Genomic DNA, 16687 nt, shown 5'->3' with positions numbered 1-16687 from the left:
CGTTTAGCGGAAACAGCAAAAGTACGCCCCCGTTCACCCCTGACTGCGTATGTGCGGGATTATTTTGGCACGAACTAACCGACAAACTGCAATTTATGTGTGAATAAGGGATAACAGTTTTTAGGGCGCGTTTTTAGGCAGGAAAAAGTCCAATCTGTGGCGAAATAATGGTATAATATTGGATGAAAACCATAAGGGAGGCATATATATGATTATTCCAGAAAAAAATCTGATGAAACTGGCTAACGGCAGCGATGTGCGCGGCGTGGCCATTGAAGGTGTGCCCGATGAACCGGTGACCTTGAGCGTGGAAGCTGCCAATGTCATCACCAGTGGCTTCCTGGATTTTCTGGCCGAAAAGCTCGGCAAGAAGAAAAAGGAACTGCGCATTGCGGTAGGCCATGATTCCCGCCTGTCGGCCGGAGATTTGAAGAAAGCCGTGCTCAATGCCTTGACGGCTGCCGGTGTTGTAGCCGTGGACTGTGGCCTGGCTTCTACGCCGGCCATGTTCATGTCCATCGTGTTCCCCGAAACCAAGATGGACGGTTCCATCATGATTACCGCCAGCCACTTGCCCTATAACCGCAATGGCTTGAAATTCTTCACCAAGGACGGCGGTGTGGAACACGATGAAGTCCTCACCATCCTGAAGAATGCCTCCCGTAATCCCGTAGTCGAAGGCGATTTGGCGAAAGTGCAGAAATATGACCTGATTGAGCGCTATGGCCATCACCTACGCAAGAAGATCCGTCAGGCTCTGGGCGGGGAAAATGAACCACTCAAGGGCATGCATGTTGTCGTAGATGCCGGTAATGGTGCTGGCGGCTTCTTTGCCTCCCAGGTGCTGGGCCGTCTGGGCGCCGATACTTCCGGCAGCGTCTTCCTTGAACCGGATGGCAATTTCCCGAACCATATCCCGAACCCCGAGAACAAGCAGGCTATGGCCGCAATCCGGAAAGCTGTGCTGGACAGCCATGCTGACCTCGGCTTGATTTTCGATACGGATGTTGACCGCATGAGTGCCGTGCTCAAGAACGGCAAGGAAATCAGCCGTAATGCCCTGATTGCCATGATGGCGGCAATCCTCGCGCCGGACTATCCGGGCAGCACGATCATCACGGACTCCGTAACCAGCGACGAGCTGACCATCTTCCTTGAAAAGGAACTTGGCCTCAAGCATCTGCGTTATATGCGCGGTTACAAGAATGTCATCGACGAGTGCATCCGCCAGAACAAAGCCGGCACGGTTTCGCCGCTGGCTATCGAGACTTCCGGCCATGGTGCTCTGTCCGAGAACTACTATCTCGATGATGGCGCATACCTGGCTGTTAAGTTGCTGATTGCCGCTGCTAAGGCCCGCGCCAAAGGCAAGAAATTGTCGGATCTCGTGGCTAAACTGGGTGAACCTGTGGAAGGTCAGGAATTCCGCCTCAAGATCAAGGGCGAGGAAAACTTCCGCGCCTATGGCGAAGGCGTGCTCAAGACCTTTGAGGAACGGGCAGCAGAAGCAGGCATCAAGATTGCCAAGCCGTCCTATGAAGGCGTGCGTCTGGTATTCCCGGATGGCTGGGCACTTCTGCGCATGTCCCTGCATGATCCCAACATGCCGCTGAATGTGGAAAGCCGCAAAGCAGGCGGTGTACAAATTATCGCTGAAAAAGTAAAGGAGTTGCTCACCGGCTTCAACAGCCTGGATATGAGCGTGTTTGAAAAATAATGAGCAAGTCAACACTGGCCGAGGATACCGCTCAGGCCATCATCAACTACATCATCAAGAATGAATTGCAGCCTGGGGATAAACTGCCCACGGAACCCGTTTTCATGGAAAAGCTGGGCGTGGGGCGGGGAACCCTGCGTGAGGGAATCAAGCTGCTGGCGGCCCGGAATATCCTGGACATCCGTCAGGGGGCAGGTTCCTTTGTCTCCCATCAGCGGGGGATTCCCGATGATCCGCTGGGGCTGACCTTTATCGAAGATGATGCCGATCTGATCGTCGATATGCTGGACGTGCGCCTGCTGTTTGAGCCGCATGTGGCAAGGCTGGCGGCTACTAAAGCCAGCGAGGAGGAAAAGGCCGAGATTCTGGCACAGGCTGAAGAAGTGGAACGCTGCATAGCAGAAGGTGAGTCCTATGTGACGGCCGATGCCCGCTTCCACCGGCTGATTGCCGAAGCCAGCGGTAACCGGGTGTTTGGTAACCTGACCTATATTCTCAATACATCCATTGCCAAGAATATCGAGATCACAAAGGATGTACAACGGGACAGCAACACGATCCGCTATCACCGCAAGATTGCCGAAGCCATAAAAGGCGGCCATCCGAATGATGCGGCCAGCTATATGAACATGCACTTGCAGCTTTTGCGGGAGTTCGCAAGAGAAAAAAGGCAATAAGAACATTCTCCATTGGAAAGCAAAACGTTAGAAGATGAGGTCTGAAAGACCTCATCTTTTTTGTGTATACCTATATTGAAAAGTTGACATTTTCAGAAAATAAATATATAATAGTCATATGATGAATTTATAGGTATTATAGGAGAGTGGTTTTATCTAAAAGGGGGAGCCTTTATGGAAAAAGTATGTGCAGATTGGCCGGCAAAAGCCTTTGATGAGCAGCTGGTCAGTGGTAAATACTGGGACGAATTCGCAGAGAATACCAAGGCGGCGGCTACGGAACTGATCCATGCCGGTACCTGGCAGGAAGCTGAGCAACTATTGCAGGGATTGGTACAGGACATGGAAGCCAAGGAAATCCTGGCCGTAGGCGGGGAGGAAAATCCGCGTTTAGGTATGATGTATCAGCACCTGCAAGGCGATGGCCGCACGGTCTATACGGATAAATTCGAGATCGCTGAGCATGCACCGCAGGCGGATCTGGGCATTTCGACGGCAGAATTCGGCGTAGGGGAGAGCGGCAGCGTCTGTGTGGATACAGCCTCCTACGAATCCCGGGTTACGGGGATGCTTCCCCCGACACATATTGTTTTCCTGCAGGCTGACCATATGGTGAAGAATATCGACACAGCCTTCCGGGTGATTGCCAAGGTTTACAAGAAAGGGTATATGGGCTTTATCACCGGCCCGTCCCGCACGGCAGACATTGAACGCGTATTGAGCCTCGGGGTGCATGGCCCCGGCAGATTTATCGTGATTGCCGTTGATGAACCGGCACAGAGGAGGGCTTGACCATGGCAGTAAAGGAAAAACGCAATATCCGCAAGGAAATCCATAATAAACTTGACGATAATGTCATGCAGGGCGCTTTGGCCAAATTCACTTCAGAATATCCCATGGCCCGGCTCAAAGCTTATGCCAATGTGGACAGCATCGATGACCTGCGCGATGACCTGCGCACGATGAAGCGTTGGGCTGTTGACCATATCGATGCGCTGGCTGATGAATTCCAGCATTCCGTTGAGGAACGCGGCGGTAAGGTCTTCCGCGCTGCCACTGGCGATGATGTGAAGAAGATCCTGTTGCAGATCTGTGAGGAAAACGGCGTACACCGCATCGTCAAATCAAAATCCATGGCCACGGAGGAAATCAAGCTCAATGGGGCGTTGGAAAATGCCGGCCTGCATGTGCGGGAGACGGACCTCGGTGAATGGATGCTGTCCGTTGCGGGGCAGAAGCCTTCCCATATGGTTATGCCGGCTATCCATCTCAACAAGGAACAGTGTGCGGGCTTCTTCGAACAGGAACTGCACGAGGAAGTGCCCAGCGATATCTCCTATATGATCCATACAGCCCGCCGCGTGCTTAGAGAGGAATTCCTGCATGCAGACCTGGGCATCACGGGCGCGAACTTCGGCATTGCAGAAAATGGCGCGATCGGCCTGGTGACTAATGAGGGCAATGCCCGTCTGGTCACGACTACGCCGAAGATCCATGTGGTGCTGATCGGCTATGAAAAACTGATCCCGAAGGTTAAGGATGCAGCCAAGATCCTGCGCCTGCTGCCACGCAACGGCACCTGCCAGCGCATGACGAGCTATATGACTATGGTTTCCGGGCCTACGCCCATCATCTATAAAAAAGATGGCAAATGGGTGGAGGAAAACCGCAAGCAGTATGTGATTCTGTTGGATAATGGCCGTCTGGCTGCAGCCAAAGATCCCAAGATGAAACAGGTCTATCAGTGCGTGCGCTGTGCTTCCTGCCTTAATGTCTGCCCCATCTGGCGCATGGTTGGCGGCCATGTTTACGGGCATATCTATTCCGGCGGCATCGGCGCTATCCTGACGGGGCTCTTGGGCAATATGGAGGCATTCTCCAAGTTCAGTGATCTCTGCATTGGCTGCCGTCAGTGCACAACGATTTGCCCGGGCGAGATTCCCATCCCGGACCTCATCGACGAACTGCGGGCACGGTATGTGAAGAAATATGGTCTTTCCATGCCGGAGAAAACCGCATTCCAGCATATACTCACGCACCGCAAGGTGTTCCACTCTCTGTTGCGCATTGGCTCTGTGGCTCAGAAGCCCGTGCAGTCCGGCAAGTTTATCCGCCATCTGCCCTTGTTCTTTTCCGGCATGACAGATGGCAGAAGTTTGCCGGCCATTGCGGCTAAACCATTGCGTGACCGGACGGAGGAACTGTGCAGACATAATCCCAAGACTCCTGTGATGACGGCGGCCTTCTTCAGCGGCTGCAATATGGACTTCGTCTTCCCGGATACGGGCGAATCCGTGGTCAAGGTCCTGCAGGATTTGAATATCGCCGTGACCTATCCACAGGAACAGACCTGCTGTGGCAAGCCGGTCTTGGGCATGGGCGACAGGGATACCGGCAAGGTTATTGCCAAGCAGAATATCGAAGCACTGGAAGCTACGGGAGCTGATGTGATCATCAGTGCCTGCCCGACTTGCGCCGAGACCTTGGAGCGTACCTATAAGGAACTCTTCAAGGACGATGCCGAGTGGAAGGCCAGAGCTGAGGCGGTGGCTGGCAAGGTGCGCGAGTTCACGAGCTTCGTGGCCGAACAGTACAAGGCTCAGGGCCGCACCCTGCCGCAGGCAGAACGCGGCAGCCGCATCACCTATCACGATTCCTGCCATATGCGCCGTGGCTTAGGCGTTTGGGAACAGCCGCGTGAGCTCATCAAGATGACGGGCGCAGACTTTGTGGAGATGAAGGACAGCGACCGCTGCTGCGGCATGGCCGGTGCTTTTGGCGTCAAGTACAGCGAGATTTCCAAGCCGATACTCCATGACAAGCTGGAGAATATCGGGAACACCAAAGCCGATACGGTCGCAGTTGCCTGCCCCGCCTGCATGATGCAGATCGGCGGCGGACTCAATCAGCAGAACCCGGGGGTTCGTGTCAAACATGTGGCCGATATCCTGGCTGAGTGCATCGCAGAACGATAATTCTGTGCCGCTGATGTGGCGGGATTTGCTACTGTCAATGCGCAGAACTGTTAAGTTTAAAATAATGTTTACCCCCTGAGTCAAGCGGGAAAAGCCTGAATTCGCTGTGTTCAAACAGCAGGCTTTTCCCGTTTTTCTATCGACAAAAATTGTGTAAAAGCGTTATAATAAAATGAAAATAGTATGAAAGTTTATCTGCCTGTGGGGAGGGTGTCGTTTTGCGTATCATCGTGGTTGGGGCTGGGAAGCTGGGCTACAGCATTGCCGAGCTTCTGTCCAAGGAACAGTTTGATGTGGTGGTTATTGATAAGGATGAAAGTCAGCTGGAGGCAGCGAAGAATACGCTGGATGTGCTGACTATTGCAGCCAATGGTGCCAGTCCGATCACCATGGACGATCCGGACGTGCGGGATGCAGATATCCTGATTGCGGTAACCGCCAGCGATGAGGTCAATATGGTGGCCTGCGTGCTGGCCAAGAAGCATGGCATCAAGCATACGATTGCCCGCATCCGCGATATGAAGTTCATGTCCGAAGCCAAGGATTATCTCAAGCAGAATTTCGATATCGATGTGATGCTGAACCCAGAACTCATCACGGCCAATGAAATCAATCGCATCCTGATGACGCCAGCCGCCTTGGATGTAGAAGATTTTGCGCATGGTAAGATTCGTCTTTTCGAAACCAAGATCCACCGAAAATCGCCGCTGGTAGGCAAGCCGTTGAAGGAAATTCAGCTTCCCCGGGGCGTGTTGGCCGGGATGATCTTCCGGGACCATCGCATGATTATCCCGCATGGTGATGACAGCTTTCAGTCGCAGGATAATGCCTATTTTATCGGCATTCCCGAGGAAATCGAAAAGTTCAGCCAGAAACTGGTGCAGCGTGATGCCAGAAAACTCCATCGCGCCCTGATCATCGGCGCGGGGCGGGCGGGCCGTGCCCTGGCTCAGCAGCTGGACGGGCAGGGAGTTCATGTCAAGGTCATCGATCTGGACCGGGAGCGCTGCCAGCTGATGGCGGGGATGCTCAACAATGGCATTGCCATCTGCGGGGACGGTACGGATATCGACCTGCTCATCGAGGAAGATGTGGCGCATGCGGATGTGGTCATCTGCCTGACGGAAGATGACAAACTGAATCTGATGCTGGCGCTCTTGGCGCGCCACTTGTCTGGGAACCGTACAAAAACAGTCGTGCGCGTGTCGCGCAATGAATATGTGGAACTCATGGAAAAAGTTGGTGTGGATATCGTTCTGTCAGCCCGCCTGCTGTCGGCCAGTGAGGTCCTGGCCTTCGCCCGTCGGGGCGGCGTGGTGTCCGTATCCCTGTTGGAGGGGGCCAAGGCTGAAGCCGTGGAGGTTATCGTGCAGGAAGGTGCACCGGTGGCCGGCCAGAAGCTCATGGATGTGAAGCTGCCCCGTGAATGTCTGGTCTGCGCCTATGTACGTGATGGCGAGGCCAATATCCCGAATGGTCATACGGTGCTGCAGCCAGGAGATAGTACGATCCTGTTCATCCAGACGAAGTTCTCGCAGCAGGTCATCAAGTATTTTAAGGGAAAGGAATAGGCGGTTGCCTGGGAGATAGTAAGCCTTATGCGCATGGAGAAGGAAACAGGCCTGGAGCTTTTTTGGCTCCTGATGGGACAGATGTCAATGCTTATGGGCGGGGCACTTATCGTGCCCTTTGTTGCTGCGCTTATCTGGCATGATACAGAGGCGTGGCTTTTTGTCCTGCCGGCAGTTTTTGCCTATGGTCTGGGGCGGAAGATGCTGGAACTGGGAACCTCAGAGGAAAGAGGCCGTCAGCTGACCATCCGGGAGGGCGTATTCTTCATGTCCTTTGTCTGGATCTTCATGGGGGCTATCGGTCTGATGCCCTATGCGATATCAGGGCTTTTCCCGAGTTTTGCGGCAGCGTTCTTCGAGGCTGTTTCGTCGTTGACCACAACCGGCTTGTCCTGCCTGCCCTTTGACCGGGTGGGACTCCCGCGGGCATTGCTGCTTTGGCATGGTATCATGAGCTGGCTGGGGGGACTGACCTTTGTCGTCATCATGGTGACGGTGCTGCCGCAGGTCAGCGGTTGTTTTGGACTGACGCTTTCGGCCCGGCAGTCCATATTCTTCAGCCCTGTATGGAACAAGATGGCGCAGTCGGCTCGGCAGGGAACGACGGTTTATGCGGTGCTGACGGTCCTGTCGGCTGCGGTCTATTATCTGGCAGGGTTAGATCCCTTCGAATCATTGCTCCGGGCCATGGTGACCATATCTTCCAGCGGCGGCACATCGGCTTATGCCTTCATCTACTACGATAATCCGGCCTTGGAACTGGCGGCTTTTGCGGCGATGCTGATGTCCAGCCTGAGTCTGCTGCTTTTGTGGCGGGCCTGGAAGATGAAAAGTCCGTTGCTGCTATGGGGGGATACGGAAATTCGGCATTTTCTGTTGGTGGTGCTCCTGGCGGGGGCTGTCCTGGCGGGACATCTCTACTTTCAGGGCGTCTATGATTTTACGTCGAGCCTGCGTTATGGTTATTTCCAGGCGATGGCCTTCATCTCCACCAATGGTTTTGTGGCGGCGCCGTTCTGGCTATGGCCATCTTTTGATGTCTATGTCTTGTTCCTGCTGGTCTTTGTCGGCGGCTGTATCGGCTCGGCAACTGGCGGGCTCAAGATCATGCGCCTGTTGGTGTTGCTGCGCCTGTCCTGGGCAGAACTGCGGCGCACGCTGCATCCCCGCATGGTGGTCATGCTGAAGGTGGATGGACTGCCGGTGCCGGTGAAGATCGTGGGGCGGATCCTGTCGTTTTTCTTCCTGTACACGCTGGTGTTTGTCACGTTTGCCCTGTTGCTCTCCCTGAGCGGCATCAGCATAGTGCAGGCGCTGGGGCTGGCAGCCGGATGCCTTACGAGTACCGGGGCATCAGCGGCATTGTTTGGCGTTGACAGTTTGAATATATTGCCGGATTGGGCGAAGCTGGTCTGCAGTCTGCTGATGATCATGGGCCGGGTGGAGATTTTTTCCTTCTTAGTGCTGCTGGACATGGGGCGGCGCAGCTTGCAGAAGAGGTGGTGACAGGATGGATGTGCGCATTGTCTATTATGTGTTGGGGCGGCTGGTGATGGCCGAGACCGTCACGATGTTCCTTCCTTTCGCCATGGCCATTGGCAATTGGGAAACAAGCATTCCCGGCTTTGCCGTGGCCTTGGGGCTCAGTGCCTCCGTGGGCTTGGTCCTGCAGTCCAATGGGCGTCAGCGCCATGCGGACCTGTCCCTGCGGGAGGGCATCGCCATTACGGGGTTCGGCTGGGCTTTGGCCACAGGACTGGGGATGCTGCCTTACGTTTGCGGCGGGTATCTCAATGCTTTGGATGCCCTGTTTGAAAGTATTTCCGGTTTCACGGGCACAGGGGCCACCGTTTTCAACACATTGGAAGGTCTGCCCCAGAGCATCCTTTTCTGGCGTATGATGACGCATTGGTTTGGCGGCTTGGGCATCATCGTCATCTTCATCGCCCTGCTGCCGCAGACCGGGCAGAGTACTATCTATATGTACAATGCGGAGACCACTGGCCCGACGGATGACCGCGTATTGCCACGGCTCAGGGATATGACCAAGGCACTTTTCCAGATGTATCTGCTCTTCACGCTGGTGGCCACGATCGTTTATATGCTTTGCGGGCTTACCCTGTATGAAGCGTTGACGCATGCTATGAGTACCATCGGTGCAGGCGGCTTTTCTACCTATGATGAAAGCGCCATGCATTTCGACAGCCCTGCCTTTGAATGGTGTATGACCTTCTTCATGATCCTGGCGGGTGGCAACTTTGGCCTTTACTATCGGATTTGGCAGAAGGGCCCCGGGGTGATCAAGCGGAATTCGGAATTCAAGGCTTATCTGTGGATACTGGGGATTGCCATTGTCCTGATTACCCTGAATCTATTGGTCAAGATGGATTTTGCCCTGAGTGAATCTTTGCGTTATGCGGCTTTCCAGGTAGGCTCCCTTTCTACTACGGGCTTTGTGTCAGCGGATTTCGAGCAGTGGCCGCCCTTTTCCAAGGGAATCATCCTGTTCCTGATGATCTGCGGCGGCTGTGCCGGCTCTACCGCCAGTGGCATGAAGGTGGTGCGGGTGCTTTTGCTCTTGAAAAATGCCTGGGCGGTGGTGCATCAGAAATTGTCACCCCGGCGGGTGGTGGAGGTGCGCCTGAACGGCAGCCGTGTCAGCGAGGAAACCTTGCTGCGGGTGGGGCAGTTCTTCTTCCTCTACATCTTCTTCATTGTCTTTTGGGCTTTGCTGCTGACCTTGGACGGGCTGACGGTATTCGATGCGATTGGCCTCAGTGTCAGTACCATGGGCAATATCGGCCCGGCTTTCGGCATTGCGGGGGCAACCTGCACTTATGCAGGCCTATCGGTGTTCAGCAAGAGCATCCTTTGCATTTCCATGCTGCTCGGCCGTTTGGAAATGTTTACCCTGCTGGTTATGCTGACGCCGGATTTTTGGCAGAAAGGAAATCGGTGGTAAGTTCATATGGATATGATGAATAATTTCTGGGTGGCGGTAGGCGCTGTGGTGCCGCTGTTCACGCTGCTCTTCATGGGGCTGGTCATCAAGCGGCTCAGGCTTATGACGGAAACGGAACTGGAGCATACCAACCGCATGGTATTCAAGTTGTTTTTCTTCTGCATGATGTTCTATAACATCTATGTGACTGATCTGGCGCATACGGTACGCCCAAAGCTCATGCTGTTCGGCGGCCTGGGCGTGCTGGCTGTCTGCTTCCTGGCCACGGCCCTGGTCTGCTGGGGGGATAAGGATAACCGGCATCGCGGCGCCATGATACAGGCCATCTTCCGCAGCAATTTCGTCCTGTTCGGCATTCCGATTGTCGGCAATATCTTCGGCGATTCGGCGCTGGCCATCCCGACCATGATGATTGCGGTGATCGTGCCCATCTATAATGTGCTCGCGGTCTTTATTCTGGAAACCTTTCGGGGCGGCAGTTTTGCCCTGGGCAAAATCCTGTTGGGTATCTTGAAGAATCCCATGATTATGGGCGCCATCATCGCAGTCATCCTGAGACTCATCGACTTTCCTGTACCGAAGCCGGTACTCAAGGGTATTGGCCAGGTGGCGGCTGCCACTACGCCGGTGGCGTTAATCATCCTCGGTGCGTCCTTCAAGGGTGGAAGTTTCCATGAGCATCTGCCGCAACTGGTCACCTGTGTGGCGGCGAGGCTGGTGCTCGTACCGGCAATCCTGCTCAGTCTGGCCATTTACCTGGGCTTCCGGGATATCGAACTCGTTACCCTGCTGGCTGTATTTGCGTCTCCCTGCGCTGTGGCCAGCTTTGCCATGGCCCAGCAGATGGGCAGTGATGCAGATCTGGCGGGGAATTGCGTGGTCTATACCACAGGTCTGTCCTGCCTGACCATTTTTTGCTGGGTTTTCCTGCTCAAGACTTTAGGTCTGTTCTAAAATTTAATCAAAATTTAATCCGTTTCTAAAGACATTCAAAGGTTGACTATATATACTATATGCATAGTCAACTTTTAAATTTATTAGAGAATGATTTTTGGAACAGATGGGAGCGATAGATATGATGGCGAAGAAATGGCAGAAGGCAGCAGGTTGTGTGCTGACTGGTATGATGACGTTCAGTATACTGGGGACGACGCTGGCTGCGCCAGCTTATGCTGCAACTTATGAATCTTCCTGGAGCGAGCGTGAACATCGTGAGGATGTGCATCGGGAAATGCGCCGTCATCAGGAAAAGCAGGACAAGATCGAACAGCAGCGCCGTGCTGAGCAGGCACGTCATGAGGAGAAAGTGCGCCAGCTCAAACATGAAAAAGAAAAACACGAACGCGAAAGATATGAAAAGGAACGCCGTGAGCAGTGGGAACGGGAACATCGTCATAAGAGTGCCTATGACCGTTACCGTGAGGCTAGAGAGCGTGAAGAAGCCCAGCGCAAGCATGATCAGAAGGTGCAGACCAACCGGACGATTGCTGCAGCGGCAGTAGGTGCCATCGTTGGTGCAGTTATTGCAAAGAATAGTTGAGAGGAAGAACACTTCATCTGCCTCCCCTTCAAGGGGGAGGTTTTTCTTTTGTGACCAAGAAAAGTAATAGTAATTTGTGTCCGAACAAAAATAAAGAAGACGAACCTATTGACAAATGGCCGCTAAAAGAGTATTGTATAAAGCAGAAAAGGTTGTGATGAAGCAGGGAAATGTTGTAATCTGTGGTCAATAGTCTGACTTTTGCCAAAAGACTATATTGTGTGCAAGTTAAAATGTGCACGAGAACAGAATGTAACATTGCCCGCAAGCCTGAGCCGAAAAGAGTCGCAAAGGGGGCGGGGGAAGAGATTGGCGCAGGACATCACACACGGAATCATGATGTAGCAAAGGAGACGATGAGATGAAAAAGCTCATAGCATTATTACTAGCAAGCGTTATGATGATTGTAGCTGCCGGCTGCGGTGGCGGTGAACAGGCCAAGGACAGCGGCAAAGCTGGCGGTGGCGATAAGAAGATTACCATGGGCTTCTCTCAGATCGGAGCGGAATCCGAATGGAGAACGGCCAACACGGAATCCATCAAGAAAGCAGCTGAAGAAGCTGGCATCAACCTGCAGTTCTCGGATGCCCAGCAGAAACAGGAAAACCAGATCAAGGCTATCCGTTCCTTTATCGCCCAGGGCGTAGACATCATTGCCTTCGTACCTATCGTAGAGACGGGCTGGGATACGGTGCTCAAAGAAGCCAAAGATGCCAAGATCCCCGTCGTGGTTGTTGACCGTGACGTGAAGCTGGCTGATGACAGCCTCTATGTCGCCAAGATCGGTACTGACTCCGTAAAAGAAGGCAACAACGTCTTCAAATGGATTGACGAATACATGGCCAAAGAGAAAAAGACTCCGCGTGATGGCGGCAGCCAGTACAATGTAGTCGTTCTCGAAGGTACCGTTGGTTCTTCCGTAGCAATCCGCCGTCAGGAAGGCTTCAAAGATGCTATGGCTAAGTCCCCGAATGCTTCCAAGTACAACATCCTTGCTTCCCAGACTGGTGAATTCACCCGCCAGAAAGGTCAGGAAGTCATGGAATCTTTCCTGAAATCCTATGGTCCGAAAATCGATATCCTCTTTGCTCATAATGATGATATGGCTCTCGGTGCTATCCAGGCTATTGAAAAAGCTGGCCTCAAACCTGGCAAGGACATCACCATCATCTCCATCGATGGCGTAAAAGGCATGTTCCAGGCCATGATCGAAGGCAAAGCAAACTGCACGGTAGAATGCAACCCGCTGCAGGGCAAACTCCTGATGGAAACGGCTAAGAAGATCCTGGCCGGTGAAAAAGTTGAAAAACTGGTTTACGTTGACGAAGGTGTATTCCCTGCTGATGTAGCAGAAAAGACCTTGCCGGAACGCAAATACTAAGATTTAAAATCCAATGCAAGCCGTGCCCGTACAGCGTATGTGTGCGGACGCGGCTTTATTTATCGCTATATTAACGCATAAGGAGTGACAGTTATGGCACAGGCACTGCTGGAAATGCGGCATATCACCAAGGAATTCCCCGGGGTGCGGGCGCTGTCCAATGTGGATTTTACCCTGCATGCCGGCGAAATACATTCCCTGATGGGGGAGAATGGCGCGGGCAAATCCACCTTGGTAAAGGTGCTCACAGGCGTATATCCCCGGGATGGCGGCACGGTGTTCCTGAATGGCAAGGCCATCAACCCCAAGACGCCGAAGGATGCACAGGATACCGGTATCTCCACCGTATATCAGGAAGTCAACCTCTGTTCCAACCTCACGGTAGCCGAAAACATCTTTATCGGCCGTGAACCGCGAAGATTTGGCATGATTGACTGGAAGACCATCAACCGGCGGGCGGCAGAACTTTTGGCCAAACTCGATGTGCATATTGATGTGACCAAAACGCTCGACAACTATTCCGTGGCCCTGCAGCAGATGATTGCCATTGCCCGGGCCGTTGACGTGGATGCAAAGATTCTGATTCTGGACGAGCCGACCTCTTCCCTGAATGAGGAGGAAACGGCACATTTATTCAAGATTATGCGGCAGCTGCAGAAGCAGGGCCTGGGTATTATCTTTATTTCTCATTTCCTCGACCAGATCTATGAAATCTGCGACCATATCACGGTGCTGCGCAATGGTGAGCTCGTAGGCTCCTATGAAACGGCCAAGCTGCCGCGCCTGGAACTCATCGCCAAGATGGTGGGCAAGGACCTCAATGAGGTCAAGGATATGGATAATCTCGCCGAAAAGAGCGTGCCCAGCGATGAGGTCTTCCTCAATGCCAAAGGCATTGGCGCCGTGGGCAAGCTCAATGAAGTGGACGTGCAGATCCACAAAGGCGAGGTTATCGGCTTTGCCGGGCTCTTGGGTTCCGGGCGTACGGAAACGGCAGAGTTGCTGTTTGGCATCAATGAAATCAACAAGGGCTCCCTTTCCATCAACGGCAAGAAGCTTCATCTGAAGAATCCCATGGATGCCATGGAACAGAAAATCGGTTTCTGCCCCGAGGACCGCAAGCTCTCCGGCATAATTGGCGATTTGTCCGTACGGGAAAATATCATCCTCGCCATGCAGGCAAAAGACGGAATCCTCCGTCATATTCCCTATGAGGAACAGGTAAAGATTGCCGATGATTGCATCAAGCTCTTGCGCATCAAGGTTTCGAGCCGGGAACAGCTGGTCAAGAACCTCTCCGGCGGTAATCAGCAGAAGGTGATCATCGCCCGTTGGCTGGCCACCCAGCCCGATCTCCTGATTCTTGATGAACCAACCCGCGGCATCGACGTGGGCACGAAGACTGAGATCCAGAAGATGGCCATTTCGCTGGCTAAAAAGAAGGGCATGGCCGTGGTGTTCATCTCTTCGGAAATGGACGAGATGGTGCGTACCTGCACGAAACTCGTGGTGATGCGTGACCGCCGCAAGGTGGCCGAGCTGACAGGCAGTGACATTAGTTCGGATGGCGTGATGAAAGCCATCGCAGGAGGTGCAGCCTGATGGAAATGCTGAAAAAATTCAGTGGCAGTTCCCTTTTCCTGCCCGTGGTGGCATTGACGGTACTGCTAATTTTCAATACCCTGTTTGTGGATGGTTTCCTGACCATACAGATGACCGAGGACGGTCATTTATACGGGCGTCTCGTGGATATCCTGAACCGTTCCTGCTCGTTGATCATCCTGGCTTTGGGCATGACCTTCGTCATTGCCACGAGCGGCATTGATATCTCCGTTGGTGCCGTGGTGGCCATATCTGCCGCCGTGGTCTGCACCCTAATTGGCGGCCGTGGCGACGGCGTGGCCCAGATGCCCATGACTTTGGCCATGCTGGCAGCTGTAGGCGTCGGCGTGCTCTGCGGCATGTGGAACGGTCTTCTGGTAGCCAAGTTCAAGATTCAGGCCGTCGTGGCAACCCTGATCCTGATGACGGCCGGCCGCGGCGTGGCCCAACTCATGACGGAAGGGCAGATCATTACCGTATATTACAAGCCTTTCGAGTATATTGCGGGCTTCCTGCCCAATATGCCTCTGCCGACCAATATCTTCATCGCTTTGGCGATGGTACTGCTCGTTGCCATCCTGATGAAGAAGACCAGCATCGGACTGTTCGTACAGTCGGTCGGTATCAATCCCACGGCGGCCAGATACGCGGGCATCAATGTCACCATGGTCATCTTCCTCGTATATGCTTTCTCCGGCCTTTGCGCTGGCGTGTCAGGCCTGATTGAAAGCTCGCTGATTCGCGCGGCCGATGCCAATAACGCCGGCCTCAATATGGAAATGGACGCTATCCTGGCCGTAGCTCTTGGCGGCACGCTGCTGTCCGGCGGCAAGTTCTATGTGGGCGGCTCCGTGATCGGCGCCATCACCATTCAGACTTTGACTACCACGATGTACGCTTTGGGCGTTTCGGCTGACCAGCTGCCTGTGGTCAAGGCGATTGCCGTTATCATCATCTGCCTGATCCAGTCCAAGAAGGCACAGGAAATGTTCGACAAATGGAAGGCTTCCCGGCATTCCACGCAAAAACATGATGACAAGGCAATGCTTGGAAAGGCGGTGAAGCAATTATGATGAACAAGATCAACAGCATGATTGCCTCGAAATATTTCTCCTTCTTTGTGACCGTGGTGCTCTTTGTAATCCTCTACGGAGCAGGCATGGCCATGTACAAAGGTTTTATGCGGCCTCAGGTTTTCCTGAACCTCTTCATCGATAATGCGGCGCTGATCATCGTTACGATTGGCATCACCTTCACTTTGATCATTGCAGGCATTGATCTGTCCGTCGGTGCGGTCTTGGCCCTCGTCTGCATGGTGCTGGCCTGGCTGATGGCCAACACGGGAATTCCCGTGGGGCTCGCGGTGCTCTTGGTGCTCGTGATGGGCACGGTGTTTGGTGCGGTGCAGGGTTATATCATCACGAAATTTGATCTGCAGCCTTTTATCATCACGCTGGCAGGCATGTTCTTCTGCCGCGGCCTCACGGCGGTGATCTCACAGGATACCATCCAGATTGTCAATCCGACCTGGGTGGCTCTGGCCAGCTATCGCATTGACTTAGGCGTGGGCTTTGTGTCCATCGGTGCCGTGGTAGCACTGATCATGATTGCCATTGCAGCCATTGTGCTGGGCTTCACGAAATTTGGCCGGGCGGTCTTCGCCATCGGCGGCAGTGAGTCCTCGGCAGCCCTTATGGGCCTGCCGGTGTTCCGCACTAAGGTTACGGTTTATGCGATTTCCGGTTTTTGCGCATCCATGGGCGGTCTGGCCTACAGCCTGATCATGCTGACGGGCTACAACCTGCATGGCCTGGGCATGGAAATGGATGCCATTGCCTCCTCGGTTATCGGCGGTACGCTCTTGACCGGCGGCGTAGGATTTATCCCCGGCGCCTTGGTCGGCGTGCTGATTCAGGGCGTGATCCTGACCTTTATCAGCTTCCAGGGGACGCTCTCCGCCTGGTGGACGAAAATCGTAGTAGGCGCGTTGCTCTGCGTGTTCATCATCATGCAGGCACTCATTACCGAACAGAAGAGCAAACTGTCGTCCAAGCGCTCGATGGAGGATAACAACAATCCACCACAGGCAGCGCCCGCGGCACAGTAAGATAGACACAGAAAAAATGCCCTGATTATTGCAGGGCATTTTTCGTATATAAATTGCAGTTTGTTGGGCAGTTCGTGCTGAAGGTATCCCGTTCATACGTTGTCAGGGGTTCACGGGGGAGTACTTTTGCTGTTTCCGCTAAACGTCCCTCCCTG

The 16687-nt window shown here is 53.6% G+C and carries 13 protein-coding genes; all 13 read left to right on the top strand.

The genetic code is table 11. The features are described from left to right. The first annotated feature begins 208 nt into the window (after positions 1-208). The 13 genes from BLQ59_RS14645 to yjfF all read left to right on the top strand — a co-directional run bounded on the left by BLQ59_RS14645 (position 209) and on the right by yjfF (position 16532). On the top strand, positions 209-1717 hold the full coding sequence (locus BLQ59_RS14645; RefSeq protein WP_074573562.1) for a phosphohexomutase domain-containing protein: 1509 nt from the start codon (positions 209-211) through the stop codon (positions 1715-1717). Beyond that, entirely contained in the window at positions 1717-2394 is a 678-nt protein-coding gene (locus tag BLQ59_RS14640) for a FadR/GntR family transcriptional regulator (protein ID WP_074573561.1), read from the top strand. The genes BLQ59_RS14645 and BLQ59_RS14640 overlap by 1 nt, the downstream gene beginning before the upstream one ends. Before the next feature lie 174 nt (positions 2395-2568). Next, positions 2569-3186: a LutC/YkgG family protein gene (locus tag BLQ59_RS14635; RefSeq protein WP_074573560.1), complete on the top strand. Its 618-nt coding sequence runs from the start codon at positions 2569-2571 to the stop codon at positions 3184-3186. 2 nt (positions 3187-3188) lie between these two features. Continuing rightward, on the top strand, positions 3189-5369 hold the full coding sequence (gene ldhH, locus BLQ59_RS14630) for an L-lactate dehydrogenase (quinone) large subunit LdhH (protein WP_074573559.1): 2181 nt from the start codon (positions 3189-3191) through the stop codon (positions 5367-5369). Between the two features lie 218 nt (positions 5370-5587). Continuing rightward, complete coding sequence (gene trkA / locus BLQ59_RS14625) at positions 5588-6940, top strand: Trk system potassium transporter TrkA (RefSeq protein ID WP_074573558.1); 1353 nt, start codon at positions 5588-5590, stop codon at positions 6938-6940. Positions 6941-6967: 27 nt separating this feature from the next. Next, the gene (locus BLQ59_RS14620) at positions 6968-8446 is read left to right on the top strand and encodes a TrkH family potassium uptake protein (RefSeq protein WP_081342608.1); all 1479 of its coding nucleotides are present in this window, start codon (positions 6968-6970) and stop codon (positions 8444-8446) included. 4 nt (positions 8447-8450) lie between these two features. After that, positions 8451-9902 carry a TrkH family potassium uptake protein gene (locus tag BLQ59_RS14615; RefSeq protein WP_074573557.1) on the top strand — a complete coding sequence of 484 codons (1452 nt, stop codon included), beginning with the start codon at positions 8451-8453 and terminating at the stop codon, positions 9900-9902. 12 nt (positions 9903-9914) lie between these two features. Beyond that, a complete protein-coding gene (locus tag BLQ59_RS14610) occupies positions 9915-10856 on the top strand; it encodes an AEC family transporter (protein WP_074573565.1) in 942 nt (313 codons plus the stop codon). A gap of 121 nt (positions 10857-10977) precedes the next feature. Continuing rightward, positions 10978-11442 carry a hypothetical protein gene (locus BLQ59_RS14605; protein WP_074573556.1) on the top strand — a complete coding sequence of 155 codons (465 nt, stop codon included), beginning with the start codon at positions 10978-10980 and terminating at the stop codon, positions 11440-11442. Between the two features lie 361 nt (positions 11443-11803). Beyond that, positions 11804-12823 (top strand): ABC transporter substrate-binding protein, encoded by a 1020-nt coding sequence (locus BLQ59_RS14600; protein ID WP_074573555.1) that lies wholly within the window; start codon positions 11804-11806, stop codon positions 12821-12823. 93 nt (positions 12824-12916) lie between these two features. Then, positions 12917-14425, top strand: a complete 1509-nt coding sequence (locus BLQ59_RS14595; protein ID WP_074573554.1) for a sugar ABC transporter ATP-binding protein — start codon at positions 12917-12919, stop codon at positions 14423-14425. Continuing rightward, positions 14425-15498 carry an ABC transporter permease gene (locus tag BLQ59_RS14590; RefSeq protein WP_074573553.1) on the top strand — a complete coding sequence of 358 codons (1074 nt, stop codon included), beginning with the start codon at positions 14425-14427 and terminating at the stop codon, positions 15496-15498. The genes BLQ59_RS14595 and BLQ59_RS14590 overlap by 1 nt, the downstream gene beginning before the upstream one ends. Beyond that, complete coding sequence (gene yjfF / locus BLQ59_RS14585) at positions 15495-16532, top strand: galactofuranose ABC transporter, permease protein YjfF (protein WP_176756829.1); 1038 nt, start codon at positions 15495-15497, stop codon at positions 16530-16532. The genes BLQ59_RS14590 and yjfF overlap by 4 nt, the downstream gene beginning before the upstream one ends. The last annotated feature ends 155 nt before the right edge of the window (positions 16533-16687 follow it).

Origin of the sequence: Pseudoselenomonas ruminantium (assembly GCF_900104055.1) — a bacterium.
Taxonomy (GTDB): Bacteria; Bacillota; Negativicutes; order Selenomonadales; family Selenomonadaceae; genus Selenomonas_A; species Selenomonas_A ruminantium_C.
This window is presented reverse-complemented; position numbering and strand designations above follow the sequence as displayed.